The sequence below is a fragment of the Pseudomonas sp. YH-1 genome (assembly GCF_051990045.1).
Classification (GTDB): domain Bacteria; phylum Pseudomonadota; class Gammaproteobacteria; order Pseudomonadales; family Pseudomonadaceae; genus Pseudomonas; species Pseudomonas nicosulfuronedens.
On the sequence record NZ_CP178184.1, the window covers coordinates 4,204,401 to 4,228,130 of the forward strand.

24 protein-coding genes are annotated in these 23,730 nt (G+C 64.6%); 15 read left to right on the forward strand and 9 right to left on the reverse strand.

All coding sequences use genetic code 11. The features are described 5' to 3' along the window. Nucleotides 1-247: 247 nt before the first annotated feature. From otsB to otsA, 3 genes are read left to right on the forward strand one after another with little or no spacing between them, the layout of a single operon-like run. Nucleotides 248-1,063, forward strand: coding sequence for a trehalose-phosphatase (gene otsB / locus ACKI1H_RS19310; protein WP_440465973.1), 816 nt, complete (start codon nt 248-250; stop codon nt 1,061-1,063). Next, nucleotides 1,060-2,859 carry a glycoside hydrolase family 15 protein gene (locus tag ACKI1H_RS19315; protein ID WP_440465974.1) on the forward strand — a complete coding sequence of 600 codons (1,800 nt, stop codon included), beginning with the start codon at nt 1,060-1,062 and terminating at the stop codon, nt 2,857-2,859. Before otsB ends, ACKI1H_RS19315 begins: the two co-directional genes overlap by 4 nt. Continuing rightward, nucleotides 2,841-4,250, forward strand: coding sequence for an alpha,alpha-trehalose-phosphate synthase (UDP-forming) (gene otsA / locus ACKI1H_RS19320; RefSeq protein ID WP_138526448.1), 1,410 nt, complete (start codon nt 2,841-2,843; stop codon nt 4,248-4,250). The genes ACKI1H_RS19315 and otsA overlap by 19 nt, the downstream gene beginning before the upstream one ends. A 47-nt stretch (nt 4,251-4,297) precedes the next feature. Here the strand turns inward: otsA and ACKI1H_RS19325 are convergent, their stop codons facing one another. Then, nucleotides 4,298-4,465, reverse strand: a complete 168-nt coding sequence (locus ACKI1H_RS19325) for a hypothetical protein (protein ID WP_440465975.1) — start codon at nt 4,463-4,465, stop codon at nt 4,298-4,300. 290 nt (nt 4,466-4,755) lie between these two features. On the opposite strand from ACKI1H_RS19325, the gene ACKI1H_RS19330 reads away from it, so the two are divergent. Further along, nucleotides 4,756-4,965 (forward strand): cold-shock protein, encoded by a 210-nt coding sequence (locus tag ACKI1H_RS19330; protein ID WP_017518411.1) that lies wholly within the window; start codon nt 4,756-4,758, stop codon nt 4,963-4,965. A gap of 142 nt (nt 4,966-5,107) precedes the next feature. On the opposite strand, the gene ACKI1H_RS19335 is transcribed toward ACKI1H_RS19330, so the two are convergent. The 3 genes from ACKI1H_RS19335 to ACKI1H_RS19345 form a co-directional block, all read right to left on the reverse strand. Next, nucleotides 5,108-6,388, reverse strand: a complete 1,281-nt coding sequence (locus tag ACKI1H_RS19335) for an MFS transporter (protein WP_126624768.1) — start codon at nt 6,386-6,388, stop codon at nt 5,108-5,110. Between the two features lie 118 nt (nt 6,389-6,506). Beyond that, nucleotides 6,507-7,661 carry an acyl-CoA dehydrogenase family protein gene (locus tag ACKI1H_RS19340; protein ID WP_126624769.1) on the reverse strand — a complete coding sequence of 385 codons (1,155 nt, stop codon included), beginning with the start codon at nt 7,659-7,661 and terminating at the stop codon, nt 6,507-6,509. Nucleotides 7,662-7,720: 59 nt separating this feature from the next. Next, nucleotides 7,721-8,587 (reverse strand): IclR family transcriptional regulator, encoded by an 867-nt coding sequence (locus tag ACKI1H_RS19345; protein ID WP_138526449.1) that lies wholly within the window; start codon nt 8,585-8,587, stop codon nt 7,721-7,723. A 241-nt stretch (nt 8,588-8,828) separates the two neighbouring features. Here ACKI1H_RS19345 and ACKI1H_RS19350 point away from each other — a divergent pair, with 241 nt between their 5' ends. The 7 genes from ACKI1H_RS19350 to ACKI1H_RS19380 all read left to right on the forward strand — a co-directional run bounded on the left by ACKI1H_RS19350 (nt 8,829) and on the right by ACKI1H_RS19380 (nt 16,797). Then, complete coding sequence (locus ACKI1H_RS19350) at nt 8,829-9,605, forward strand: enoyl-CoA hydratase (protein WP_440465976.1); 777 nt, start codon at nt 8,829-8,831, stop codon at nt 9,603-9,605. Continuing rightward, the gene (locus tag ACKI1H_RS19355; protein WP_440465977.1) at nt 9,602-11,152 is read left to right on the forward strand and encodes a 3-hydroxyacyl-CoA dehydrogenase; all 1,551 of its coding nucleotides are present in this window, start codon (nt 9,602-9,604) and stop codon (nt 11,150-11,152) included. Before ACKI1H_RS19350 ends, ACKI1H_RS19355 begins: the two co-directional genes overlap by 4 nt. 33 nt (nt 11,153-11,185) lie before the next feature. Then, a complete protein-coding gene (locus ACKI1H_RS19360) occupies nt 11,186-12,388 on the forward strand; it encodes a 3-oxoadipyl-CoA thiolase (RefSeq protein WP_440465978.1) in 1,203 nt (400 codons plus the stop codon). A 22-nt stretch (nt 12,389-12,410) separates the two neighbouring features. After that, entirely contained in the window at nt 12,411-13,649 is a 1,239-nt protein-coding gene (locus tag ACKI1H_RS19365) for a CaiB/BaiF CoA transferase family protein (protein WP_440465979.1), read from the forward strand. Nucleotides 13,650-13,790: 141 nt separating this feature from the next. Continuing rightward, nucleotides 13,791-14,540, forward strand: coding sequence for an electron transfer flavoprotein subunit beta/FixA family protein (locus tag ACKI1H_RS19370; RefSeq protein ID WP_440465980.1), 750 nt, complete (start codon nt 13,791-13,793; stop codon nt 14,538-14,540). Beyond that, nucleotides 14,540-15,469: an electron transfer flavoprotein subunit alpha/FixB family protein gene (locus tag ACKI1H_RS19375; protein WP_440465981.1), complete on the forward strand. Its 930-nt coding sequence runs from the start codon at nt 14,540-14,542 to the stop codon at nt 15,467-15,469. Before ACKI1H_RS19370 ends, ACKI1H_RS19375 begins: the two co-directional genes overlap by 1 nt. 77 nt (nt 15,470-15,546) lie before the next feature. Then, nucleotides 15,547-16,797 (forward strand): OprD family porin, encoded by a 1,251-nt coding sequence (locus ACKI1H_RS19380; protein WP_440465982.1) that lies wholly within the window; start codon nt 15,547-15,549, stop codon nt 16,795-16,797. A gap of 45 nt (nt 16,798-16,842) precedes the next feature. On the opposite strand, the gene ACKI1H_RS19385 is transcribed toward ACKI1H_RS19380, so the two are convergent. Further along, nucleotides 16,843-17,358 carry a BRO-N domain-containing protein gene (locus ACKI1H_RS19385; protein WP_440465983.1) on the reverse strand — a complete coding sequence of 172 codons (516 nt, stop codon included), beginning with the start codon at nt 17,356-17,358 and terminating at the stop codon, nt 16,843-16,845. A 407-nt stretch (nt 17,359-17,765) separates the two neighbouring features. Continuing rightward, nucleotides 17,766-18,218 carry a hypothetical protein gene (locus tag ACKI1H_RS19390; protein WP_440465984.1) on the reverse strand — a complete coding sequence of 151 codons (453 nt, stop codon included), beginning with the start codon at nt 18,216-18,218 and terminating at the stop codon, nt 17,766-17,768. Between the two features lie 397 nt (nt 18,219-18,615). On the opposite strand from ACKI1H_RS19390, the gene ACKI1H_RS19395 reads away from it, so the two are divergent. After that, nucleotides 18,616-19,032, forward strand: coding sequence for a hypothetical protein (locus ACKI1H_RS19395; RefSeq protein WP_440465985.1), 417 nt, complete (start codon nt 18,616-18,618; stop codon nt 19,030-19,032). 167 nt (nt 19,033-19,199) lie between these two features. On the opposite strand, the gene ACKI1H_RS19400 is transcribed toward ACKI1H_RS19395, so the two are convergent. Next, entirely contained in the window at nt 19,200-19,424 is a 225-nt protein-coding gene (locus ACKI1H_RS19400) for a DUF2798 domain-containing protein (protein WP_126624779.1), read from the reverse strand. Then, nucleotides 19,421-20,011, reverse strand: coding sequence for a flavodoxin family protein (locus ACKI1H_RS19405; RefSeq protein WP_440465986.1), 591 nt, complete (start codon nt 20,009-20,011; stop codon nt 19,421-19,423). Before ACKI1H_RS19405 ends, ACKI1H_RS19400 begins: the two co-directional genes overlap by 4 nt. Before the next feature lie 108 nt (nt 20,012-20,119). Here ACKI1H_RS19405 and ACKI1H_RS19410 point away from each other — a divergent pair, with 108 nt between their 5' ends. Continuing rightward, entirely contained in the window at nt 20,120-20,551 is a 432-nt protein-coding gene (locus tag ACKI1H_RS19410) for a helix-turn-helix domain-containing protein (protein ID WP_440465987.1), read from the forward strand. Nucleotides 20,552-20,775: 224 nt separating this feature from the next. On the opposite strand, the gene ACKI1H_RS19415 is transcribed toward ACKI1H_RS19410, so the two are convergent. Continuing rightward, complete coding sequence (locus ACKI1H_RS19415) at nt 20,776-21,639, reverse strand: LysR substrate-binding domain-containing protein (RefSeq protein WP_440465988.1); 864 nt, start codon at nt 21,637-21,639, stop codon at nt 20,776-20,778. A gap of 133 nt (nt 21,640-21,772) precedes the next feature. Between ACKI1H_RS19415 and ACKI1H_RS19420 the strand changes: the two genes are divergently transcribed. Both ACKI1H_RS19420 and aguB read left to right on the forward strand, forming a co-directional pair. Then, the gene (locus tag ACKI1H_RS19420; protein ID WP_440465989.1) at nt 21,773-22,828 is read left to right on the forward strand and encodes an agmatine deiminase family protein; all 1,056 of its coding nucleotides are present in this window, start codon (nt 21,773-21,775) and stop codon (nt 22,826-22,828) included. After that, on the forward strand, nt 22,828-23,730 hold the full coding sequence (gene aguB, locus ACKI1H_RS19425) for an N-carbamoylputrescine amidase (RefSeq protein WP_440465990.1): 903 nt from the start codon (nt 22,828-22,830) through the stop codon (nt 23,728-23,730). Before ACKI1H_RS19420 ends, aguB begins: the two co-directional genes overlap by 1 nt.

A 23,730-nucleotide genomic window follows, 5' to 3' on the forward strand; every position in this document is an offset into this window, starting at 1 on the left:
AAAACGGCGCACTTCCTGTGAGGCAGAGGATTCCATTCTTTCTGTCAGGGAAATCCCATCCGTGATTTTCCGCAAGCATTCCTTGCAGCCCCCGCCAGCTCTGGCCTGAGCCTTCCAGAGTAGTCGCCAGGGTGAAACCCGCGGTCGACCCTCGCTGTCCCGCATGTTAGGGTCGCTGTGCTCCCTTTCACGTCCGCGCCGGCTACCCACGGCCGTGCGGCACGCCCTGAACATGGAGAAATGGCTCATGTCACGTCCCGTACCACGGGGACCTGTCGACACGGCCATGGTCCCGCATAGCGAGGCCTCAGCCACTGCGCTGCTGATCCTCTGGCTCAGCCGACCTCAGCAGACCGCACTGTTCCTGGATGTCGACGGAACCCTCCTGGACATCGCCGAATCCCCCGGCGCGGTCGTCGTACCGCCCGGGCTGCTCGATGCCCTCACACAGCTGCATCGCCGACTCGACGGTGCCCTGGCCCTGATCAGCGGCCGCCCGGTCGAAGAGCTCGACCGGCTCCTGCAACCCTTGCGCCTCGCCGCCAGCGGCGGCCATGGCGCGCACTGGCGCGAAAGCGGCGACAGCCCCTTGCGCCGCACCACCAAGGACCTGCCTGCCTGCTTGCGAATGCAGTTGACCGCCCTGGCGAGCCGGCATGTCGGAATCCATGCCGAAGACAAGGGCAGCAGCTACGCGCTGCACTTCCGCTCCGCGCCCTCGCTGGCCGCCGATTTGCGTGCCGAGTTGCAGACATTGCTGCGTGCGCCGGAAGGCGCAGGGCTGCGGTTGCTCAATGGCAAACAGGTCTACGAAGTTGTCCCCGAAGGCGTCGACAAGGCCCAGGCGATCCAGCGGCTGCTGGCAACGCCTGACTTTTCCGGACGTCTGCCGCTGTACATCGGCGACGACGTCACCGACGAACCCGCCATCGCGCTGATGCCGGAACTGGGCGGCCTGGGCCTCTCGGTCGGGCGTGCCTTGCCCGGCGCCAGCGCGGTGTTCCGCGACGCGGAGCAAGTCCGTGAAGCACTCATGCAAGCAGCAGGAGGACCTCAGCGATGACGAACCCACAGGAAGGCGCCCTGGAACTGGGCCTGATCGGCAACTGCCGGGTGGCCGCGCTGGTCAACCCGCAGGCGCGGCTGGTCTGGTGGTGCTATCCGAACTTCGACAGCGATCCAGCCTTTTCCCGGCTGCTGGCCGGAGATGACGAGAAAGGCTTTGCCGACGTGGTGCTGGAGAATCAGGTCAGCAGCACATCCGACTACCAGCGCAATACCGCGATCATCACCACCGTGCTACGAGATGACAGCGGCGGGGCGGTGCGCATCACGGACTTCGCTCCGCGCTTCCTGCAGCACGGCGACATCTACCGGCCAGCACAGCTGTGCCGGCTGATCGAGCCCATCGAGGGCATGCCAAAGATCACCTTGCGCGTGCGCCCGACCCACGGCTACGGCAAGCCCAGCCAGGGCTCCAGCGGCTCGGGGCATATCCGCTACCTGGATGGCGACGAGCCGCTGCGTCTGACCACTGATGCGCCCCTGGGGTATATCCAGCACGAAACGCCGTTCGCGCTACGGCATCCTGTGAGCCTGGTGATCGGCCTCGACGAGGCGCTGGGCAACGCACCCGGCGAAGTGGTGCGCGATTACCTCAAGCGCACGCAGAACCACTGGCACGACTGGGTGCGCGGGCTGGCCATCTGCTTCGAATGGCAACAGGTGGTGATCCGCTCGGCCATCACCCTGAAACTGTGCAACTTCGAAGACACCGGTGCGATCATCGCCGCCGCCACCACTTCGGTGCCGGAGGCGCCCGATTCGCAGCGCAACTGGGACTACCGCTATTGCTGGCTGCGCGATGCCTACTTCGTGATCCTTGCCCTCAACCGCCTGGGTGCCACTCGGACCATGGAGGGCTATATCGATTTCATCACCACCGTGGCCAGCGGTGATGGCGAACTCAAGCCGCTGTACGGAATCATTCCCAACCTGGACCTCACCGAGCGTATCGAGCCGGACCTCGCCGGCTTCCTCAACCACGCCCCGGTGCGCGTCGGCAACCAGGCGGTGGAGCAGAACCAGCACGACGTGTTCGGCTCGGTGGCGCTGGCGGTGTTGCAGAGTTTCGTCGACGAGCGCCTGCCCAAGCCCAGCAACGAAGGCATGCTGCAACTCCTTGAGTCGCTGGCGCGCCATGCCGAACGGACGGCCTTCGAGCCGGATGCCGGCATCTGGGAGTACCGCGGGCGCAAACGCATCCACACCCATTCCGCACTGCTCTGCTGGGTCGCCTGTGACCGCGTCGGGCACATCGCCCGGCGCCTGGGGCAGGAGCGGACTGCCAGTGACTGGATGGAGCGGGCCGCCAGACTGCGCGAGCGCATCCTGGCCGAAGCCTGGAGCGAGAAGAAGCAAAGCTTCACCGGTGCTTTCGGCCACGATGATCTCGACGCCAGCGTGCTGTTGATGAACGAACTGGGGATCATCGCGGCCGACGATCCGCGTTTCATCGCCACCGTCGAGTGCATCGGCCGCGAGCTGAACGTCAACGGGCAGATGCTGCGCTACGCCGCGGCGGATGACTTCGGCGTGCCGGAAACCGCCTTCCTGGTGGTGAAGTTCTGGTACCTCGACGCGCTGGCCGCCATTGGCCGCATGGACGAGGCGCGCCGGCTGTTCGAAGAGCTGATTGCCGCACGCAACCACTACGGGCTGCTCTCCGAAGACCTGCACCCGCACACCGGCGAGCTGTGGGGCAATATCCCGCAGACTTACTCCATGGCGGGATTGATCAACTCCGCGATGCGTCTGTCGATCGGCTGGGAGGAGGGACTATGTCGCGCCTCGTGGTGATCTCCAACCGGGTCGGGCTGCCCGATGGCAACGGCCCGGCGCCCGGTGGCCTGGCGGTGGCGGTGGAGGCCGCCATGCGCAACCGCGAAGGCATCTGGTTCGGCTGGAGCGGGCGGAAGGCCGAGGAGCCGGGGCCGCCCGCCACCGTCCAGCGCGACAACCTGCGCTATGTCCTCACCGACCTGCATCCGCAGGACTTCGACGAGTATTACAACGGCTTTGCCAACCGGGTGCTCTGGCCGATCCTGCATTACCGGGTGGACCTCGCCGAGTTCAATGAAGCGGAGTTCGGCGGCTACCAGCGCGTCAACGAGTTCTTCGCCGAGCGCCTCAGCCCGCTGCTGGAAGAGGACGACGTGCTCTGGGTCCACGACTACCACCTGATTCCCCTGGCTCTGGCCTTGAGGCGGCGCGGGCATGCCAATCGCATCGGCTTCTTCCTGCATATCCCGATGCCGCCGGCCGACCTCATCACCGCGCTGCCGCACCACGACGAACTGCTCCGCGCGCTCACCGAGTACAACCTGATCGGCTTCCAGACCGAGAACGACGCCAGCAACTTCGCTCGTTATCTCACACGTGTGGTGGGGGCGGCGACGCCCGATGGGCGCCGTTATCACCTGGAGGACCAGCACTTTCGCGTCGGCGTGTTCCCGGTGGGGGTGGATGCCTCCGGCTTCCGCCGTCTGGCCGAAGAAGCCTCGCTGAGCCAGGCCGCCGAAGACCTGCGGGAGAGTCTGGGCGGCCGAGCGCTGATGGTCGGCGTGGACCGGCTCGACTATTCCAAGGGCATCGTCAATCGCCTCGATGGCTACGAGCGCTTTCTGGAATGCCATCCGCAGTGGCACAACCGGGTGACCTGCCTGCAGATATCCCCCGGCAGCCGCCAAGACATCCCCGAGTACGCCGATATCGACGCTGCCGTCAGCGCGCGGGTCGGGCATATCAACGGGCGCTTCGGCGCCGTGTCCTGGGTGCCGCTGCGCTACGTGGCGCGCAACCACCAGCGCGCGGACATCGCCATGGTCATGCGCCATGCGCGGATCGGCCTGGTGACGCCATTGCGCGACGGCATGAACCTGGTCGCCAAGGAGTTCGTCGCCGCCCAGGACCCGGACGATCCTGGCGTGCTGATCCTTTCCCAGTTTGCCGGCGCCGCAGCCGAGCTGGGCGGCGCGCTGATCATCAACCCCCATGATCGAGGCGCCCTGGCCGAGGCCATGGCACAAGCGCTGCGCATGCCGCTCAAGGAGCGCCAGGCGCGCCACCGGGACATGTATGCCGTGCTGGAGGCCAATGACATCCGCTTCTGGGGGCCCAGCTTCATCGACGCGCTGACGCGGCCGGGCAGGGCGCTGAACTGGTTGTCGAACCATTACCTCAGCCACTGAAATGCAAAACCCCGCCATGGCGGGGTTTTCATCATGCATTCAGTCGTTCAGGACGCCGGCTTCTTGCTCTCGGACTTCGCCCATTGCGATTTCCGCTCGACCTTCACTGCCAGTTGGCCAACGGGGATTTCCTGGATTTCGCCACCCTGGGAGAGGAAAGCGGCAATCTTTTCATCGAGCTCCGAACGTTCGCGAATCAGCTGTGAATCAGTCATGAAGTCACCTTTGCGTTGGGCGCCAAACCGGCCCCGCCAGCCTACACGTCTTTTGCGTATTTGGCCGGGATAGCTCGACCATTTGTCAAAATCACCACTGGTCGTGAAAAAAAGCTATGAATTAGCGCCAAACCTTGTATTCTGCATGGGCTGCCTGCCCAGTAACGAGTTCCGCGACTTGATGTTCTTCTACAAGATGCTCCATCTCCTCGGCACCTCTTCACTACGCATTCAGCTCATCGCCGGTCGGCTTTCGGCCGGCCTTTAGCATTCTTTTAGGAGACAACATCATGTCCGATCGTCAAAACGGCATCGTCAAATGGTTCAACGCTGAGAAGGGCTTCGGCTTCATCACCCCGGAAAGCGGCCCGGACGTATTCGTTCACTTCCGTCAGATCGAAGGCAACGGCTACAAGTCCCTCGACGAAGGCCAGAAGGTCAGCTTCGTTGTGACTGCCGGCCAGAAAGGCCCGCAAGCTGAACAAGTTCGCGCTGTCTAATCGACATCGCTGACAAGAAAGCCCCGCTTCGGCGGGGCTTTTTTTGCCTGCGATTTTGTCCCGATGTCCTTTTGTGCGTGCAAACAAAAACGCCCGGTGCAGTGCACCGGGCGTTTTCGTGGCTGGGCGCTAAGCGCTCAGGTCACTCCTGCTGCGGGTCGAACTGCTTGTCGCGGATCAGCAGGGCGGGGATCACACCGCAGATGAAGTACGCCGCGCCCATCACCAGGAAGCCCACGCCAATGGACATCTGCGTGGCGAGGAAGCCGATCACTGCCGGGGCGATGGCTGCGCCGATACGACCGATGTTGTACGCACCGCCGACTGCTGTGCCACGGAAGGCGGCGGCAAAGCTCTCGGTCATGTAGGTGGCGTTCACGCCGTAGGGAATGCCGTAGAGGAAGCCGAACACCACCAGCATCCAGAGAATGTTCTCCGGGCTGTGGAACAGCACGATCACCGGCAGGAATACGGCGGTGCCCAGGGCGCCGAAGGAGAACACGGTACGGCGGCCGAACCAGTCGGCGGCGACGCCGGCCAGTACCTTGCCGAGGATCATCGCCGCGTAGGTGCCGACCAGGTACGAGGTCATGGCCTTGAAGTTCATGCCCATCTCGGTTTCCAGGTACGACGGCATCCAGTTGTTCACGCCGTAATAGCCGAACTGCAGGAAGCCGGCGGTCAGCGCCCAGAACAGGAACATGCGGCTGGCCTTCGGATCGCTGAAGATCTGGCGGAAGGCGTTCTGGCGCGGAACGGCGGCGACGCTGCTCGACTGGCCGGCGGTCTTGCGCTGCTGGCGTTCTGCCTGTGCCTGGACCCAGGCAGCGGGCTCGGGGATCAGCTTGCGCATGGCCACGGCCAGCACCACCGGGATGATGGCGATGTAGAACAGGTAGCGCCAACCGTGGTCCGGCAGGATCCAGCCGGCCAGCAGGGTGGCGACGATGTAGCCCACCGACCAGCCGGCTTGCAGGGTGCCCAGCACGGTGGTGCGGTACTTGGTCGGCACGTATTCGGCCATCAGCGTGTTGCAGGCCACGTAAAGGGCGCCCAGGCCGAGGGAGGCGACGAAGCGCGCGGCAGCAAACTGCCAGTAATTGTGAGTCAGTCCGAGGACCGCGGTGCCGACGGAGAACAGCACGATGGTCCAGACCACGGTCTTGACCCGGCCGAAGCGATCGCACGCCCAGCCGCCGTAGATACCGCCGAAGGCCATGCCGGCCAGGGTGACGCTGCCCAGGCTGCCGGCCTGGAGGTTGCTCAGGCCGAACTCGGCCTTGAGGCTGGTGAGGCTGTAGGAGAGAAGCATCAGGTCCGCGCCATCGATCAGCAGGCCGATGAAGCAGAAGGCGAAGACGAGTACCCAGGTCTTGCTCTGGGTGGCGGCGGTTGCAGCCGTCGCGGAAGCAGTGTTTTCCATGAACGAATTACCTGTTGTAGTTGTTGGCGGACCGGTGTGCCGATCCTCGGTAAGCGTGTGGCAGGTGCTTTGAGTCGGCGGCGCGAGGTGCGTGGCCACGCGCCGCCTGATGGGGTGGTCAGGCCTGGGCTTCGCGGATCATGTTGCGGGCGATGATCACCTGCTGGATCTGCGTGGTGCCCTCGTAGAGCCGGAACAGACGCACGTCGCGGTAGAAGCGCTCGATGGCGTACTCGCTGACGTAACCGGCGCCGCCATGGATCTGCACGCAGCGGTCAGCGACGCGGCCGCACATCTCGGTGGCGAACATCTTGGCGCAGGAGGCTTCGGTGCTGACGTTGCGGCCCTCATCGCGCTTGCGTGCGGCGTCCAGCACCATGCAACGGGCGGCGTAGATCTCGGCCTTGCTGTCGGCGAGCATCGCCTGGATCAGCTGGAACTCGGCGATCGGCTGGCCGAACTGCTTGCGTTCCAGGGCGTATTGCAGTGCGTCGGCGAGCATGCGCTCGGCGGCGCCGACGCTCAGCGCGGCAATGTGCAGGCGGCCCTTGTCGAGCACCTTCATGGCGGTCTTGAAGCCCACGCCCTCGACGCCGCCGATGAGCTGGCCGGCCGGGATGCGTACGTTGTCGAAGATCACATCGCTGGTGTGCGCGCCTTTCTGGCCCATCTTGTGGTCCGGCTTGCCCAGGGAAATGCCCGGCGTGCCGCGCTCGACAATGAAAGCACTGATGCCGCCGGAACCCTTGATCGTCGGGTTGGTGCGGGCCATCACGGTATAGATGCCGGCGTGCGGGGCGTTGGTGATGAAGCGTTTGGTGCCGTTGAGCACATAGAAGTCACCATCGCGCACAGCGGTGGTCTTCAGCGAGGCGGCGTCGGAGCCGGAGTCCGGCTCGGTCAGGCAGAAGGCGCTGAGCAGTTCGCCGCTGGCGAGTTTCGGCAGGTAGTGGGCTTTCTGCTCCGGCGTGCCGTCGATCAGGATGCCGATGGAGCCGATGCCGTTGTTGGTGCCGATGTAGGAGCGGAAGGCGGGGGAGGTGCGGCCGAGTTCGAAGGTGATGTTCACCTCTTCTTCCATGGTCACGCCCAGGCCGCCGAAGTCTTCGGGGATGGTCAGGCCGAACAGGCCCATCTCGCGCATCTGCTCGATGATGTCCTGCGGGATGGCGTCGGTCTCGGCGACCTCGTTCTCCCGCGGGATCAGCACTTCGCCGACAAACTGGTGGATGGAGTCCAGAAGTATCTGCAGCGTTTCTGGGTCTCGGATCATGTGCACTCCTCACAAGGCCCGCGAGCGGGCCAGTCTGGCGAGGCACCGTCACCCGAGATTCAGCGAGCGGCGGCACCTATGTTGTTGACCATGTTGATCAGGCGGGGCCCGATGTCGTCCTCGAGCTTCTCGCGGGTCAGCTGGAAGCTCGGACCGCCGCAGTTGAAGGCCAGCAGGCCGTACTGCGGGTGTACCAAGGGCACGGCGACGGAGTTGACGTCGCGGTGCCATTCACCGATCGACAGGCAGTAGCCGTAATCGGTGTAGTCCCTGAAGGCGCGGTCCAGACCCTTGCGGATGGCCGGCCAGGTATCCGGTTCGCGTTCGCGAATGTGCTCGAGCAGGAACTCCCGCTCGTTCTCCGGCATCGCCGCGAGGCACGCGCGGCCCACCGAACTCGCCGCCAGCGGCAGGTAACTGCCGATCTGCCGGCGCATCGTCATGTTTCCCTGTCCCTGGACCACGTCCAGGTACACCATCTGCAGACGGTCGCGGGCAGCCATGGCCACCGCCGCCTGGGCGTGGTTGGCCAGTTCCTCCATCAGCGGATGGGCCACCGCGCGGATCGACAGGTTCGACAGCATTGCGTAGCCGAAGCCGAGCACGCCGACGTCGAGCTGGTACTTGCCCGAATGCATCTCGCGCTTGAGGCAACCCAGGCGCATCAGGGTGTTGGTCAGGCGCGTCACCGTCGGCTTGGGCAGGTCGGTCTTGCGAGCCAGGTCCTGGTTGCTCAGCACGTTTTCCCGTGGCGTGAAGCAGCGCAGGATCTCCAGGCCGCGAGCCAGGGCCGTGACGAACTGGCCGCTGTTTTCCTCTTCGCTCAGTGCCGTGGCCGGGTCGTACAGACCCCGTTCCAGCAGGCCGATCTCACCTTCGTTTTTCGTCGGCGCAGCCGAATCCATCTCCGTCTTGTTGCGGCGCATGGTAGAACCCCTATTCACGGAAAATCAATAAAATAAAATTCAGTTTCGTCAGACGAAATTGTAATGGGTCTGGACTGGTTAGTACAGACGTGCAGGTAAAAATTTCAGATGCCGCGATTTCACTGGCTTTGAAGGGGTAATCGATCATCACCGTTTACAGCCAGGATTCGGTGTCTCTATGATGAAATCGAAATACGGAATCTAGTTTCGTCAGACGAAACAATAAGAGGTCTTCGCTGTCATGAGTACCAACGTGGTTCATCTCGATATCCGGGCCGATGGCGTGGCGGTTGTCCGCATCGACCGCCCGGAAGCCAAGAATGCCTTGAACGCCGCCGTGCGCCAGCAACTGGCCGAGCACTTCCGCGCCCTGAGCGACAACCGCGAGGTTCGCGCGGTGGTGCTGACCGGCGGTGAGGAGTGCTTCGTCGCCGGCGCCGATATTCGCGAGTTCGCCCAGGCCAGTCCCATCGAGATGTACCGCCGCCATACCGAGTTGTTGTGGGAAGCCATTTCCCGCTGTCCGAAACCGGTGATCGCTGCGGTCAATGGCTTCGCCCTGGGCGGCGGCTGCGAGCTGGCGATGCACTGCGACATCATCGTCGCCGGTGAGTCGGCGCGCTTCGGCCAGCCGGAAGTGAAGCTCGGCCTGATGCCCGGCGCCGGCGGTACCCAGCGGCTGATCCGTGCGGTAGGCAAGTTCCAGGCGATGCGCATTGCCCTGACCGGCTGCCTGATCAAGGCGCCGGAAGCCCTGGCCATCGGCATGCTCAGTGAAGTGGTGGAAGACGCCCGCACGCTGCCGCGTGCACTGGAACTGGCCGCCGAGATCGCCGCACTGCCGCCGCTGGCCGTGGCGCAGATCAAGGAAGTGATGCTGGCCGGCGCCGACCTGCCGCTGGACAGCGCCCTGACCCTGGAGCGCAAGGCCTTCCAGCTGTTGTTCGACTCGAAGGATCAGAAGGAGGGTGCCGCCGCCTTCCTGGAAAAACGCCAAGCCAGCTTCCTGGGGGAATGAGCATGACCCTTTCTTTTGGTATCAAGCGCATTGAACGCATGGCCATCGTCGGTACCGGCGTCATGGGCAGCGGCATCGCCCAGATCGCCGCCCAGGCCGGCATCCAGGTGAAACTCTTCGATGCCCGTGATGGCGCGGCACAAGCCGCCCGCGACAGCCTCGGGCGTACCCTCGCCAAGCTGGCGGAGAAGGGCAAGATCACTGCCGCAGAGGCCGATGCGACCCTGAGCCGCCTGTTGGTCGCCGGGGCCCTGAGCGAGCTGGCAGATTCCGATCTGGTGGTCGAAGCGATCATCGAACGGCTGGACGCCAAGCAGGCGCTGCTGGCCGAGCTGGAAGCGGTGGTCAGCGCTGACTGCATCCTCGCCACCAATACCTCGTCGCTGTCGGTCACCAGCATCGCCCGAGGCTGCCAGCATCCCGAGCGGGTGGCGGGCTTCCACTTCTTCAACCCGGTGCCGCTGATGAAGGTGGTCGAGGTGATCGACGGCCTGGCCAGCGATCCGCAGGTCGGCGACAGCCTGGTGGAGCTGGCCGCGCGCATGGGCCATCGCGGTATCCGCGCCAAGGACACCCCCGGCTTCATCATCAACCACGCCGGCCGCGCCTACAGCACCGAAGCCCTGCAGATGCTCAAGGAAGCCATCGCCGAACCGGCCGACATCGACCGCATCCTGCGCGAGGGTCTGGGGTTCCGCATGGGGCCGCTGGAGCTGTTCGACCTCACTGCGCTGGACGTGTCCCACCCGGTGATCGAGTCCATCTACAACCAGTTCTACCAGGAGCCGCGTTACCGCCCGGCGGCGCTGACCCGGCAGATGCTCGAGGCCGGTTTCGTCGGCCGCAAGGTCGGTCGCGGTTTCTATCGTTATGAAGACGGCAAGATGATCGACCCGCCGGCGCCGCAACCGGTACCGAGTGTTGCAGCACTGCCGCCCGTGTGGATCGGCGCGGAAAACGACCAGGACCGTGAAGTGCTCGGCGAGCTGCTGAAGACACTCGGCGCGACGCTGGAACAGGGCGCCCAGCCGAGCAGCGAAGCGCTGTGCCTGCTGGCTCCTTACGGGATCGACGCCACCAGCGCCTGCCAGCGTTTCGGCACCGAGCCGACGCGCACGGTCTGCATCGACCTCCTGCTGGACCTGCAACGCCACCGCTGCCTGATGCAGAACCCGGCGACTTCCTCGGCAATGCGCGATGCTGCCCATGCGCTGCTGGCGGCTGACGGCGTAGGCGTGACGGTCATCAATGACAGCGTCGGTTTCGTTGCCCAGCGCGTGCTGGCGCTGATCGTCAACCTGGCCGGCGACATCGTCCAGCAGCGTATCGCCAGCGTCGACGACCTCGATGAAGGCGTGCGCCGTGGCCTGGGCTACCCGCACGGTCCGCTGGCCTGGGGCGACAGCGTTGGCCCGGCGCGCCTGCTGAACATCCTCGAACGCATGACCGACCTTACCGGCGACGCCCGCTACCGCCCCGGCCCGTGGCTGCGCCGCCGCGCCGCGCTCGGCCTGTCGCTGCGCCACGCCGAGCCTGCGCCGGGCTGAAGCCCGGCGCCTAGTTGATTCAAGGAGACACCGATGCTCAATGCTTATATCTACGCCGGCCTGCGTACCCCCTTCGGCCGACACGGCGGTGCCCTGGCGCCGGTACGCCCGGACGACCTGATCGCCCAGGTGATCCGCGAACTGCTGGCCCGCGCCCAGGTGCCGGGCGAAGCCATCGAGGACGTGATCCTCGGCAACACCAACCAGGCCGGTGAGGACAGCCGCAACATCGCCCGCCATGCCGCGCTGCTCGCCGGCCTGCCGGTGACCGTGCCGGGCCAGACGGTGAACCGCCTGTGCGCCAGTGGGCTGGCGGCCGTCATCGACGCAGCACGCGCTGTGACCTGCGGTGAAGGCGAGCTGTTCGTCGCCGGCGGGGTGGAAAGCATGTCCCGCGCGCCCTTCGTCATGGCCAAGGCCGAGACCGCCTACAGCCGCGACCTGACGGTGTTCGACAGCACCATCGGCGCACGCTTCCCCAACCCGAAGATCGTCGCCGGATTCGGCAACGACAGCATGCCGGAGACTGGCGACAACGTAGCCCGCGAATTCGGCATCAGCCGTGAGCAGGCCGACCGTTTCGCCGCCCGTTCCCAGGCCAACTATGAAGCCGCCCGCCAGGCCGGTTTCTTCGCCGGGGAAATCCTCCCGGTCAGCGTACCCACCGGGCGCAAGACGCCGCCGAATGTCGTGGAGCAGGACGAACACCCGCGCCCGTCTTCCGATGACGCCGCACTGGCGCGTCTGAAACCGCTGTCCGAAGGTGGCGTGGTCACCGCCGGCAACGCCTCCGGCGTGAACGATGGCGCCGCCGCGTTGCTGATCGGCTCGGCCGCTGCGGGCGAGCGCCACGGCCTCAAGCCGCTGGCGCGGATTCTCTCGGCGGCGGCCGTCGGCGTGGAGCCACGCATCATGGGCGTCGGCCCGGTGGAGGCGATCAACAAGGCGCTCCAGCGCGCCGAGCTGACCCTGGCCGACATGGACATCATCGAGATCAACGAAGCCTTTGCCTCTCAGGTGCTCGGCTGCCTGCACGGCCTGGGCGTGGACTTCGACGACGCGCGGGTCAACCCCAATGGCGGCGCCATCGCCGTCGGCCACCCGCTGGGCGCTTCCGGCGCGCGGTTGGCGCTGAGTGTGGCGCGACAACTGCAGCGCAGCGGTCAACGCTATGCGGTGATCAGCCTGTGCATTGGCGTGGGCCAGGGGCTCGCCATGGTTATCGAGCGCGCCTGAGCGCGTCAGTGAGGATGTGAAGATGGGTGCTTTGAGCGGATACCGCGTACTCGACCTCAGCCGCGTGCTGGCCGGCCCCTGGTGTGGCCAGGTGCTGGCCGACCTGGGTGCGGAAGTGATCAAGATCGAACGGCCCGGCGTAGGGGATGACACCCGTGGCTGGGGCCCGCCCTACATGAAGGCAGCCGATGGCTCGGACAGCAGCGAGGCGGCGTACTACCAGTCCACCAACCGCAACAAGCTGTCGGTGGCGCTGAACCTGGCGACGGAGGAAGGGCAGGCGCTGGTGCGCGCCCTGGCCGGCGAGTGCGATGTGCTGATCGAGAACTACAAGGCCGGTTCGCTGGCCAAGTACGGGCTGGACTACGACAGCCTGTCGAAGGTCAATCCGCGCCTGGTCTATTGCTCCATCACCGGCTTCGGCCAGACCGGCCCGCGTGCCGAGGAGCCCGGCTACGACTTCATCATCCAGGGCATGGGCGGGCTGATGAGCATTACCGGCGAGAAGGATGGTGTACCCGGCGCCGGTCCGCAGAAAGTCGGTGTCGCTGTATCCGACGTGATGACCGGCCTGTATTCGGTGGTCGCCATCCAGGCCGCGCTGCTGGCCCGCGAGAAGACCGGCCGCGGCCAGCACTGCGACATGGCGCTGCTGGACGTGCAGGTCGCCATGCTCGGCAACCAGAGCCAGAACTACCTCGCCACTGGCCGCTCGCCGGGCCGCCAGGGCAATGCCCACGTCAACATCGTGCCGTACCAGGTGTTCAGCGCGCAGGACATGGACTTCATCATCGCCTGCGGCAACGACAGCCAGTTCGTCTCGCTGTGCGACGCCATCGGCCTGCCGGAATTGCCCAAGGACCCGCGTTTCACCCGCAATGCCGACCGCGTGCGCAACCGCGACATCATCGTCGGCAAGCTCGCCGAGCACTTCCAAGGCGACACCGCCGACAACTGGGTGAAACGCATCCACGCGATGAAGGTGCCGGTCGGCGTGATCAACGACATCGGCCGCGCGCTGGACGAGCCGCAGGTGGTCGCCCGCGACATGCTGGTGGAGATTCCTCACGCGCAGAACCCCGCGTTCCGCATGGTCGGCAGCCCGTTGAAACTCTCCGAGACGCCGGTGGAATACCAGCGCCCGGCGCCCATGCTCGGCGAGCACACCGACGAGGTGCTCAAGCGCCGCCTCGGTCTGGACGATGCGCGTTTGGCGCAGCTGAAGACCGAGGGTGTGATCGAGCAGCTCGGTGAGGCCTGACGCCCTGGCCTGAATCCGTTCGCGAGCAAGCTCGCTCCTACGAAGAGCAAATCGGTACATACCTGTAGGAGCGAGCTTGCTCGCGAATCCAAACCCATCGCAGCGCCGATGCATGCTGGCGCCAGCCAAGGAATATCCCTGATGAAAGTACTGGTCGCGGTAAAACGCGTGGTCGACTACAACGTCAAGGTCCGCGTCAAGGCGGACCACTCCGGCGTTGATCTGGCCAACGTCAAGATGTCCATGAACCCCTTCTGCGAAATCGCCGTGGAAGAGGCCGTACGCCTGAAAGAGAAAGGCGTCGCCAGCGAGATCGTGGTGGTCTCGGTTGGCCCGAGTGGCGCGCAGGAGCAATTGCGCACCGCTTTGGCGCTGGGTGCCGACCGCGCCGTGTTGGTCGAGAGCAACGACGAGCTGAACTCGCTGGCGGTCGCCAAGGCCCTGAAAGCCCTGGTCGACAAAGAGCAGCCGCAGCTGGTCATCCTCGGCAAGCAGGCCATCGACAGCGACAACAACCAGACCGGCCAGATGCTGGCGGCGCTGACCGGCTATGCCCAGGGCACCTTCGCCTCCAGGGTCGAAGTCGCGAGCTCCAAGGTCAACGTCACCCGTGAAATCGACGGCGGCCTGCAGACCGTTGCCCTGAACCTGCCGGCCATCGTCACCACCGACCTGCGCCTGAATGAGCCGCGCTACGCGTCGCTGCCCAACATCATGAAGGCGAAGAAGAAGCCACTGGAATTCCTCCCTCCGGACGTGCTGGGCATCTCCACGGCCTCTACCGTGAAGACCCTCAAGGTGGAAGCGCCCGCCGCACGTAGCGCCGGCATCAAGGTGAAGTCGGTGGCCGAACTGGTCGAAAAACTGAAGAACGAAGCGAAGGTGATCTGATGGCTGTCCTGGTTGTTGCAGAACATTCCAATGGTGCGCTGGGCGCCGCGACACTGAATACCGTTGCCGCCGCGCAGAAGATCGGCGGCGAAATCAACGTGCTGGTCGCCGGCCAGAACGTCGGTGGCGTGGCCGAAGCCGCTGTCAGGATCGCCGGTGTTTCCAAGGTGCTGGTCGCCGACAACGCCGCCTACGCGCACCAGCTGCCGGAGAATGTGGCTCCGCTGATCGCTGAGCTGGGCAAGGGCTACAGCCACGTGCTGGCCGCCGCTACCACCAACGGCAAGAACTTCCTGCCGCGCGTTGCCGCCCTGCTGGACGTCGACCAGATCTCCGAGATCATCGAAGTCGTCAGCGCCGACACCTTCAAGCGCCCGATCTATGCCGGTAACGCCATCGCTACCGTGCAGTCCTCGGCTGCCGTCAAGGTCATCACCGTGCGTGGCACCGGCTTTGACGCCGTCGCTGCCGAAGGTGGTTCCGCCGCTGTTGAAGCTGTTTCCGGCCCGGCCGATGCCGGCAAGTCCGCCTTCGTCGGTGAAGAACTGGCCAAGTCCGACCGTCCGGAACTGACCGCTGCCAAGATCGTCGTTTCCGGCGGCCGCGGCATGGGCAATGGCGACAACTTCAAGATCCTCTACTCCCTGGCTGACAAGCTGGGCGCTGCCGTCGGCGCTTCCCGCGCTGCCGTTGACGCCGGCTTCGTGCCGAACGACATGCAGGTCGGCCAGACCGGCAAGATCGTCGCTCCGCAGCTGTACGTGGCCGTCGGTATCTCCGGCGCCATCCAGCACCTGGCGGGCATGAAGGACTCGAAAGTGATCGTCGCGATCAACAAGGACGAAGAGGCGCCGATCTTCCAGGTCGCCGACTATGGCCTGGTCGCCGATCTGTTCGAAGCCGTACCGGAGCTGGAAAAGACTCTCTGACCCAGTTCTTCCCCTGGCCGGGCCAGCCTCATCGGTCCGGCGTTTTGCCAACACCCCAGTAGAAAGAAACAAGAACAATGAAAAATCGTCGTACCCCTGTGCTGGTCTCCGGACTGGCGCTGCTGCCCTCGTTCGCCCACGCGGATTTCCTCGCCGACAGCAAGGCCAGCATTGAAGCACGCAACTTCTACTTCAACCGCGACTACCGCCAGAGCGGCGCCGCCCAGTCCAAGTCCGAAGAATGGGCCCAGGGCTTCCTGCTGCGCTATGAATCGGGCTACACCGACGGCACCGTGGGTGTGGGCGTCGATGCCCTCGGCCTGCTGGGCCTCAAGCTGGACTCCAGCCCGGACCGTTCCGGCTCCGGCCTGCTGCCGTACTCGGCCAGCGACAAGCGCGCCGCCGACGACTACAGCGACCTCGGCCTGACCGCCAAGCTGCGCGTGTCCAAGAGCACGCTGAAGGTCGGCACGCTGCTGCCCAAGCTGCCGGTGGTGCAGTACAACGACACCCGCCTGCTGCCGCAGACCTTCCAGGGCGCGCTGGTGGAGTCGAAGGAGCTCGACGACCTCGACCTGCAACTCGGCCAGCTGCGCGAAGTGAAGCAGCGCGACTCCTCGAACAACGAGGATCTGTCGATGACCCGCGGCAACAAGCGCAACATCGTCACCGGCAGCCACCTCACCAGCGATCGCTTCAACATCGCCGGCGGCACCTACCGCTGGAACAGCCAGCTGAGTACCAGCTACCACTACGCCAACCTCGAAGACCTGTACCGCCAGCACTACGTGAGCCTGGTGCACACGCTGCCGATCGCCGAAGGCCAGTCGCTGAAGTCCGACATTCGCTGGGCGCGCTCCACCGATGATGGCGGCAGCAACGTCGACAACCGCGCGCTCAACGCCATGTTCACCTACAAGCTCGGCAACCAGGCGTTCGGCCTGGGCCTGCAGCGCATGTCCGGCGACACCGGCTTCGCCTACCTGTCCGGCACCGACCCGTACCTGGTCAACTACGTGCAGATCGGCGACTTCGCCAACAAGGACGAACGCTCCTGGCAACTGCGCTACGACTTCAACTTCGCCTCCTACGGGCTGCCCGGCCTGAGCCTGATGACCCGCTACCTGCGCGGCGACAACATCGACCTGCTGAACGGGCAGGGCGACGGCAAGGAATGGGAGCGCGACACTGACGTCGGCTACCTGGTGCAGAGCGGCCCGCTGAAGAACGTCGGCTTCAAGCTGCGCAACAGCACCTTCCGCAGCAGCTTCGGCAATGACATGGACGAGACTCGCTTCATTGTCAGCTACACCTTGCCGATCTGGTGATCGGCAGCCTCCCCGGACTCGCGCCGGGGAGGCACTTGCCTGCCGTCAGACGCCAGCTTCATGGCTCGGCGCACTGCCTTTGAGCCGCCCCAGCCAGCTGCGCCGACCCTTGAACGGGCTGAAGGTCGGCACCTGCTGGAAGGGCACCCAGAGCTCGCCTTGCCAATCCAGCACCGCCACGCGCTGCGACGCCCAGCGCATCAGCAGCCGGCGCGGCTGCTCCGACCCTTCCTTGCCCGCATCGCGCAGCAGCGGAATCACCTGCTCGGCCAACCAGCGCCCGAGTGTGCGGCTCTCCGGATGGCCGAAGCGGATCAGCGCCTTGTACAGCGCCGCTTCGTTGATGACGTCCGTGGTGAGCTCCGCACCGCTGGCGGACAGCAGGCGGACTTCCTGCACTTCATAAGGCTCCACTCGGCGCGCCAGTGTTTGCGGATAATCCATGGCCAATAGCCGCGCCAGGTCGCTGGCGACCAACCACGGCTGGTCGTCGATCAGGATGCCGCGCAACGTGTGGTTGTGTCGCTGGAAGGTGGTGGGGGTGTAGAAATGGTCTTGCATGGGCAAAGCTCCTGGATAGTCCATTAAGAGAGCTGCCACTCGCCGCTGTCATCGAAGGGTGGCAGACCGCGCAGGGTTGACAGACCGGAACCAGGAGCCGGCAGACCAATTGGTCTCCCTGCGCGGTCCACCATTGATGCGCCGTAGAGTATTTCTTTGGACGCACGAATGCCTACGAAAACGATGCGCTCGTTTCCACACGCATCCGAAGGGAGATGTACCGCGCCTGGTTTGTCGGGCTGTCAAACCCGGTCGCGGAATTGACCGCGACCGGGCGAGAATAGGAGGGCGCCTCGTAGGCCCGCTGCGCAGACTTAGGTGGGAAGCTTCGGTTTAGAACTTATTCGCCCTGAGTTCGAGTCTCTAGCTGACGGCCGGGGTTAACGCCAGATCTCCACGACAGCCTTTCAGTGCGGGTGATTCTGTTGAATGAAATGAGTAAGTGCGTTGACGCTTTGATGAAAGCGTTGCGCCTGTGATAGCGAGCGCCAGAATCCAATGGCAAGTATGACCAGGCAGGTAACAAACTCCAGCCAGTCCGGTAATTCCTTTGCATTGGCGAAGCGGATAACTATGTACATACCGCCAAATGTAAGCAGAACAATACCGGGAAGGGAGATCAGTCGCTTGGCGAGCGGAGTCCAGTAATGAAAGTTTTCTCGATTGGCTGGTAGTGGAAGAAGCACGCTCAGATAGTGGAATGCAAAGCCGCTGCTCCAGATGAGCATGGCAAAAGTCAAGTAGCCTCGCTCGTCGAGCGAGTCGATGCCAGCCATGTTCAGGAAAAACAGGGGAGTAGTGGAGATAAGTATGTAGAGGCCGAGGATTGTTCGTCTGCCAATCTCGTAGCGATCGTTCACGGGGTGTCCTTATTAAGGCAGTCACATTCGAACTGTCCATTATGTGGGCGCAAATGTTCACCAATTGCGAATAGGCATGGCTCGGACACTTTACATGATGATGTCGAAATGGTGGCAAATAATGGCGGGGCGTTTGGACTTCGGCGCTGCCCCTCACAGCGAAGTGCTTTGCGCCGAATCGACTGTCTACGGCGTAGGCTGGTAGTTGGTGGTGGCTCAATCGTTGAGCCGAACCATGCCAACCCTTACGCTTGAGCGACAGCGAGAGGATATCGCCGAGTAGAAGGCCTCAATAGCTTAGGAAAGTTCTAGCCATGTCCTGCGCCCTCGGCTTATAAAACCCCTTCGCCGCTGTAGACCCGCAGGGATGGCGGCCCCACGAGATCAAGGAACGATGATGCGACGAGTCACGATGATTCTGCTCGCTGCCGCCCTGTTGCAGGGCTGTGCGCACCAGAAGACCGGCAACCAGTGCGAAGACAACTTCAACACCGAAGGCGGCTTCATCGCCGGCAAGACTTTCACTTCCAACGTCCAGCTGGACATGCCGGTGTCCAAGGTATTCGACCGGGCGCAGAAGACGTTGGTGAAGGAAGGTTTCACCATCCAGAACGCCGACGAGAAGAGCGGCACCATCTCCGCCTATCAGGGCGTGATCCTGAGCAGTCGTAACGCACCGTTGAACGTCGTGGTGGAAAAGTCAGGCTCCGGCTCCAAGGTAAGCTATGTCTTCGTCACCCTGGGGGGGATGTACACCACCGAGGGCGCGGTGCGTGACGGCTTCTGCCGGTTCACCGACGGGATTCGCGAGTAACCGCTAGCCCCTGCAGGAACTCGTTGCCTCGACGGCTTTTGTAGGGCGGGTAGAGCGCAGCGATACCCATGCCGTGGCGTGGTACGAAGCGATGGGTATCGCTGCGCTCCACGCCATCCTACGCACGAGGCCCCCGGATGTTCCTTTTCAGGGTGGCGCCATCGGGCCTACGCGCGGACCAGCTTCTCCACCAGGCGGCGAGTGAGTGGGGTGATGACCAGCACCAGCGGGAAGGCGATGCCCCAGCTGGCGAGCCATGCGCCGAGCCAGAACTGGGCGAAGTCGGGTGCCAGGCCGATGGCGCGGCCGGTGGAAAGGCCGGAGACCAGCAGGGTCATCACGCCGGACAGCATCAGGGCAAACAGCAGCGGGGCGTAACGGCGCGGGATCATGCGTGGCACTCCTGCGCGGGCTCGAGCTCTGGCTGCTGAAGGCGGCTGAGGGTTTCGGCGAAATGCTGGCCGAACATGAACGCGCTCTTCAGGTCGCCGGGGCAGAAGTCCGGCGCGGTCTTGTCGGCCTGGGCCATCAGGCCGGACCAGGATCCGAGTCGGTTGGCGGCTTCGTGCTCAGGCACTCCCTGATGTTGTTCGGGAAGGATCGGGTTGCCGGCCCAGAGCATCCCGTGCTGCATGCAGAAGGTGAACATTGAGATCAGCGTGGATTGCTTGTCGCCGGCCGGCAGTGCCGAGACAGTGAAGCCGGCGGCGAGGCGGCCACGCAGCCTCTGCTGGCGCCACAACGGGCCGGTGGCATCCATCAGGGCTTTGAGCGGTGCCGAGACGCCGCCCAGGTAAGTCGGCGAGCCGAGGATCAGGCCGTGGTAGGCAAGCAGCGCTTGTGGCCGTTCGATCAGCTCGTGGGCCTGGAGCAACTGCACTTCGCAGCCGGGCACCCGGCGAGCGCCGTTGGCGATGGTCAGGGCAATGCGCTCGGTGCGGCCGCTGGCACTGTGGTAGACGATGGCGATGCTTTTCATGGAGTTCTCCTGTTTCTTACGCAAGGTCAAAGCCGCGTCCGGGTTGACCGGCAAGGGCTTTGGCGTGAACCTACAAGTTCAAGCGAACTTGAGGTCAAGAGGTGTTCCATGGATATCGCTGACGTGGCCAGGCGCTCCGGCGTGCCGGCTTCGACCCTGCGTTTCTACGAGGAGAAGGGACTGATCGTTTCGCTCGCCAAGCCCGGCGCGCGCCGGCAGTTCGCACCGCAGATTCTTGACCAGTTGGCGTTGATCACCCTGGGGCAGTCGGCCGGATTCAGCCTCGAGGAGATCCGCTCGATGTTTTCCGGTGACGGCGGGGCGAATATCGACCGGCAGATGCTGGAGGCCAAGGCGGATGAGCTGGATGCCACGATCAAGCGTTTGCGGGCGATGAGTCGCGGGTTGCGCCATGCGGCGGCATGCCCGGCGCCCAGCCACGCGGAGTGTCCGACTTTCCAGCGATTGGTAAAGACGGCGGCGGAGAGCGCGTTGGCGGGGAAGAAGGAGCGGGGGCGGTTGAAAACGGGGAAGGCCTGATTGGTGGTGTTTTCGAAGGGCGAATAACCCGGAACGGGTTATTCGCCGACAAGGCGGATAACGCCATAGGCGTTATGCGCCCTACGGTGGTGAAAGTCCTGCGTGGGGAGAGGGGGGGGCGGTTGGCACAGCTCTTCGCAGGGTCGAGGGGACGCCCAGTCCTTGCTCGCGAACAGAGTCAGCCGGCCACTCCGGTGCTGGGTTGTTCGCGAGCAAGCTCGCTCCTACAGGGAAACGCCCAGCGCGGCGGATAGCCACTCGCAGAAGCCCACCGCCTGCGCATTGCGTTCGCTCTGCTGGTGCACCAGCAGTGACCAGTTCGGTCCGCGCACGGTCTGCTCGCTGAGTGGGGTGAGCAGGCCATTGCTACGGGCATCGCCGGCCAGCAACTGGCTCACCAACGCGATACCCAGCCCCTGGCTGGCAGCGTCGAGCAGCAGTCCCGGATCGGAGAAGTTCAGCCCCTCGCTGCGCTGGCCGACGTCCGCTCCACCCTGCACCTGCCAGTGCGCCCAGTCCATTTCCCGTTCGCCGTGCAGCGTGGTGCGCGCAGGCTCCGGCTGCGTCAGCAGAGAAGGGTGGCAAGCCGGATAGAGACGATCCTCCAGCAGCACGCGGAAGCGGCACTCGGCCTGGGCAGTGAGATCGTCGCGCACAGCGATGTCGATGGTCTGGCTGGCCATGTCCGGGGTTTCGTCGGTGGTCAGCAGCCAGAGGTCGATTTGCGGGTGGCGTCCGTGGAAGTCGGCCAGGCGCGGTACCAGCCAGTGCCGCGCGAAAGCCGGGGTGGTGTTGACCACCAGCTGGTTGGGCTTGCGGTACTGGTCCAGGCGGCGGATGCCCACGGCCAGTTGCTGCAGCATCGATTGCGTGGTGCTGAGCAGGTCAGCGCCGGCGTCGGTCAGCGCGACCTTGCGCCCTGAGCGATAGAACAGCGGCTGTTCGACGAAGCTTTCCAGGCTGCGGATCTGCTGGCTGATGGCCGACTGGGTGAGGTGCAACTCCTCGGCGGCCTTGTGGAAGCTGCCCAGGCGCGCGGCGGCTTCGAAGCCGCGCAGGGCATTCAGGGGTGGCCAGTGTTTGAGCATGATCGATAAGTTCGTCTAATCAGATTTACGCAAAATCTATCGTTTGTTGTGACGTTTTCACAGGCCTAGCATTGTCATCAGGCGCCGCTTAACCCTTTCCCTCCGATAAAAATTCCTTACCGAAGGTTCGAATATGCATCGCAATGACGATAGGCAGAACGGCTGGCGCATGCCTGCCGAATGGGTCAACCACGCGGCGACCTGGATGGCATTCCCGCACAACCGTCCGCTCTGGGAGGGCGGCTGGCGCGTGACCCTGGAGCAGGTGCAGGAAGACTTCGCCCGTGTCGCCAACGCTATTGCCCGCTTCGAGCCGGTGAAGCTGGTGGTGGACCCGTCCGCCGTGGCCCGCGCCGCCGAACTCTGCGGGCGGAATGTCGAGCTGGTGCCGCTGCCCATCGACGACAGCTGGTGCCGTGATTCCGGGCCGACCTTCGTCTGCCATCCGCAGCAGGGTGTAGCCGGCGTGAGCTGGCGCTTCAACGCCTGGGGCGGCAAGTCCGAGCACACCCTGGACGAAGGCCTGGGCCGTCGCATTCTCAATAACCTCGGGTTCGACTGCTTCGGTACGCCGCTGTCCAACGAGGGCGGGGCGATCCATGTGGACGGCGAGGGCACGCTGATCACCACCGAGTCGGTGCTGCTCAACCCCAATCGCAACCCTGGCGTGAGCAAGCGCGAGATGGAGGAAATCTTCAGCCGCCTGCTGGGTGTGACCAAGACCATCTGGCTGCCGGGCGACCCGCAGTACGTCACCGGTGACATGACCGACGGCCACGTCGATGGCGTGTGCGCCTTCGCCCGTCCTGGCGTGCTGCTGGTGGATGCTACCCACGATAGCTCCAGCGTCTACGCCCAGGTCGCGAAGGAAAACCGTCGCGCGCTGGAATTGGCCACCGATGCCCAGGGTCGCTCCTTCGAGCTGATCGAACTGTTCGAAGCCAGCGCCGCGGTGGACCCGGAGGCGGAAGTGTTCTGCGCCTCCTACACCAACTTCTACCTGGCCAACGGTGCGGTGATCATGCCGGCCTACGGCATCGCCGCCGACGACGAAGCCGCCGCCGTGCTCGCCCGTGCTTTCCCCGGTCGCGAAGTGGTGCCGGTGCGCATCAATAACCTGGCCCACGGCGGCGGCGGTGTGCACTGCATTACCCAGCAGCAGCCGGCCTGGCCGCTGGGAGGCCTGTGATGAGCAAGCTGAGCGTCGCGGTGCTGCAGTTTTCCTGCAGCTGGGACCTGCCGCGCAACCTCGCCGAAGCCGAGCGCCAGGTGCGCGCGGCGGCGGCGGAGGGAGCGAAACTGATCCTGCTGCCCGAGTTGTTCGCCACGCCGTACTTCTGCATCGAGCAGGACCATTCCCACCTCGCCCTGGCCCAGCCGTATGACAACAGCCCGCTGCTGCAGCGCTTCGCCAGCCTGGCGGCAGAGCTGAACGTGGTGCTGCCGATCAGCTGGTTCGAACGGGCCGGTAACGCCTACTTCAATTCGCTGACCGTCGCCGACGCTGACGGCAGCCTGCTCGGGGTGTACCGCAAGACGCACATCCCCAACGCCATCGGCTACCAGGAGAAGGAGTACTTCAGCCCCGGCGATACCGGCTTCCGTGTCTGGGACACCGCCGTCGGCCGCCTCGGCGTGGGCATCTGCTGGGACCAGTGGTTCCCCGAGACTGCTCGCTGCCTGGCGTTGCAAGGCGCGGAGATGCTGCTGTTCCCCACCGCGATTGGCTCCGAACCGGGCGCCGAGCAGCTGGACTCCCGCGACCACTGGCAGACCGCCCAGCGCGGCCACGCTGCCGCCAACCTGCTGCCGGTGCTGGCGGCCAACCGTATCGGTGAGGAAGTGGCGCCCAGTGATGACAGGCTGCGCATGCGCTTCTACGGCTCGTCCTTCATCACCGACCACAAGGGCGCGCTGCTGGGCGAAGCCGGGCGCAACGAGACCGCCGTGCTGGTCCGCGAGCTGGACCTCGACCTGGCCCGCGAGGAGCGCCTGACCTGGGGCGTCTACCGCGACCGCCGGCCGGAAATGTACGGCCCGTTGCTCGGCCTCGATGGCCGCCACCTGCACCCGCGCTGGCAAGGAGTCTGA

Coding starts and splice junctions, on each gene's coding strand:
- otsB (WP_440465973.1), top strand. CDS start 248: ATGTCACGTCCCGTACCACGGGGACCTGTCGACACGGCCATGGTCCCG.
- ACKI1H_RS19315 (WP_440465974.1), top strand. CDS start 1,060: ATGACGAACCCACAGGAAGGCGCCCTGGAACTGGGCCTGATCGGCAAC.
- otsA (WP_138526448.1), top strand. CDS start 2,841: ATGTCGCGCCTCGTGGTGATCTCCAACCGGGTCGGGCTGCCCGATGGC.
- ACKI1H_RS19325 (WP_440465975.1), bottom strand. CDS start 4,465: ATGACTGATTCACAGCTGATTCGCGAACGTTCGGAGCTCGATGAAAAG.
- ACKI1H_RS19330 (WP_017518411.1), top strand. CDS start 4,756: ATGTCCGATCGTCAAAACGGCATCGTCAAATGGTTCAACGCTGAGAAG.
- ACKI1H_RS19335 (WP_126624768.1), bottom strand. CDS start 6,388: ATGGAAAACACTGCTTCCGCGACGGCTGCAACCGCCGCCACCCAGAGC.
- ACKI1H_RS19340 (WP_126624769.1), bottom strand. CDS start 7,661: ATGATCCGAGACCCAGAAACGCTGCAGATACTTCTGGACTCCATCCAC.
- ACKI1H_RS19345 (WP_138526449.1), bottom strand. CDS start 8,587: ATGCGCCGCAACAAGACGGAGATGGATTCGGCTGCGCCGACGAAAAAC.
- ACKI1H_RS19350 (WP_440465976.1), top strand. CDS start 8,829: ATGAGTACCAACGTGGTTCATCTCGATATCCGGGCCGATGGCGTGGCG.
- ACKI1H_RS19355 (WP_440465977.1), top strand. CDS start 9,602: ATGAGCATGACCCTTTCTTTTGGTATCAAGCGCATTGAACGCATGGCC.
- ACKI1H_RS19360 (WP_440465978.1), top strand. CDS start 11,186: ATGCTCAATGCTTATATCTACGCCGGCCTGCGTACCCCCTTCGGCCGA.
- ACKI1H_RS19365 (WP_440465979.1), top strand. CDS start 12,411: ATGGGTGCTTTGAGCGGATACCGCGTACTCGACCTCAGCCGCGTGCTG.
- ACKI1H_RS19370 (WP_440465980.1), top strand. CDS start 13,791: ATGAAAGTACTGGTCGCGGTAAAACGCGTGGTCGACTACAACGTCAAG.
- ACKI1H_RS19375 (WP_440465981.1), top strand. CDS start 14,540: ATGGCTGTCCTGGTTGTTGCAGAACATTCCAATGGTGCGCTGGGCGCC.
- ACKI1H_RS19380 (WP_440465982.1), top strand. CDS start 15,547: ATGAAAAATCGTCGTACCCCTGTGCTGGTCTCCGGACTGGCGCTGCTG.
- ACKI1H_RS19385 (WP_440465983.1), bottom strand. CDS start 17,358: ATGCAAGACCATTTCTACACCCCCACCACCTTCCAGCGACACAACCAC.
- ACKI1H_RS19395 (WP_440465985.1), top strand. CDS start 18,616: ATGCGACGAGTCACGATGATTCTGCTCGCTGCCGCCCTGTTGCAGGGC.
- ACKI1H_RS19400 (WP_126624779.1), bottom strand. CDS start 19,424: ATGATCCCGCGCCGTTACGCCCCGCTGCTGTTTGCCCTGATGCTGTCC.
- ACKI1H_RS19405 (WP_440465986.1), bottom strand. CDS start 20,011: ATGAAAAGCATCGCCATCGTCTACCACAGTGCCAGCGGCCGCACCGAG.
- ACKI1H_RS19410 (WP_440465987.1), top strand. CDS start 20,120: ATGGATATCGCTGACGTGGCCAGGCGCTCCGGCGTGCCGGCTTCGACC.
- ACKI1H_RS19415 (WP_440465988.1), bottom strand. CDS start 21,639: ATGCTCAAACACTGGCCACCCCTGAATGCCCTGCGCGGCTTCGAAGCC.
- ACKI1H_RS19420 (WP_440465989.1), top strand. CDS start 21,773: ATGCATCGCAATGACGATAGGCAGAACGGCTGGCGCATGCCTGCCGAA.
- aguB (WP_440465990.1), top strand. CDS start 22,828: ATGAGCAAGCTGAGCGTCGCGGTGCTGCAGTTTTCCTGCAGCTGGGAC.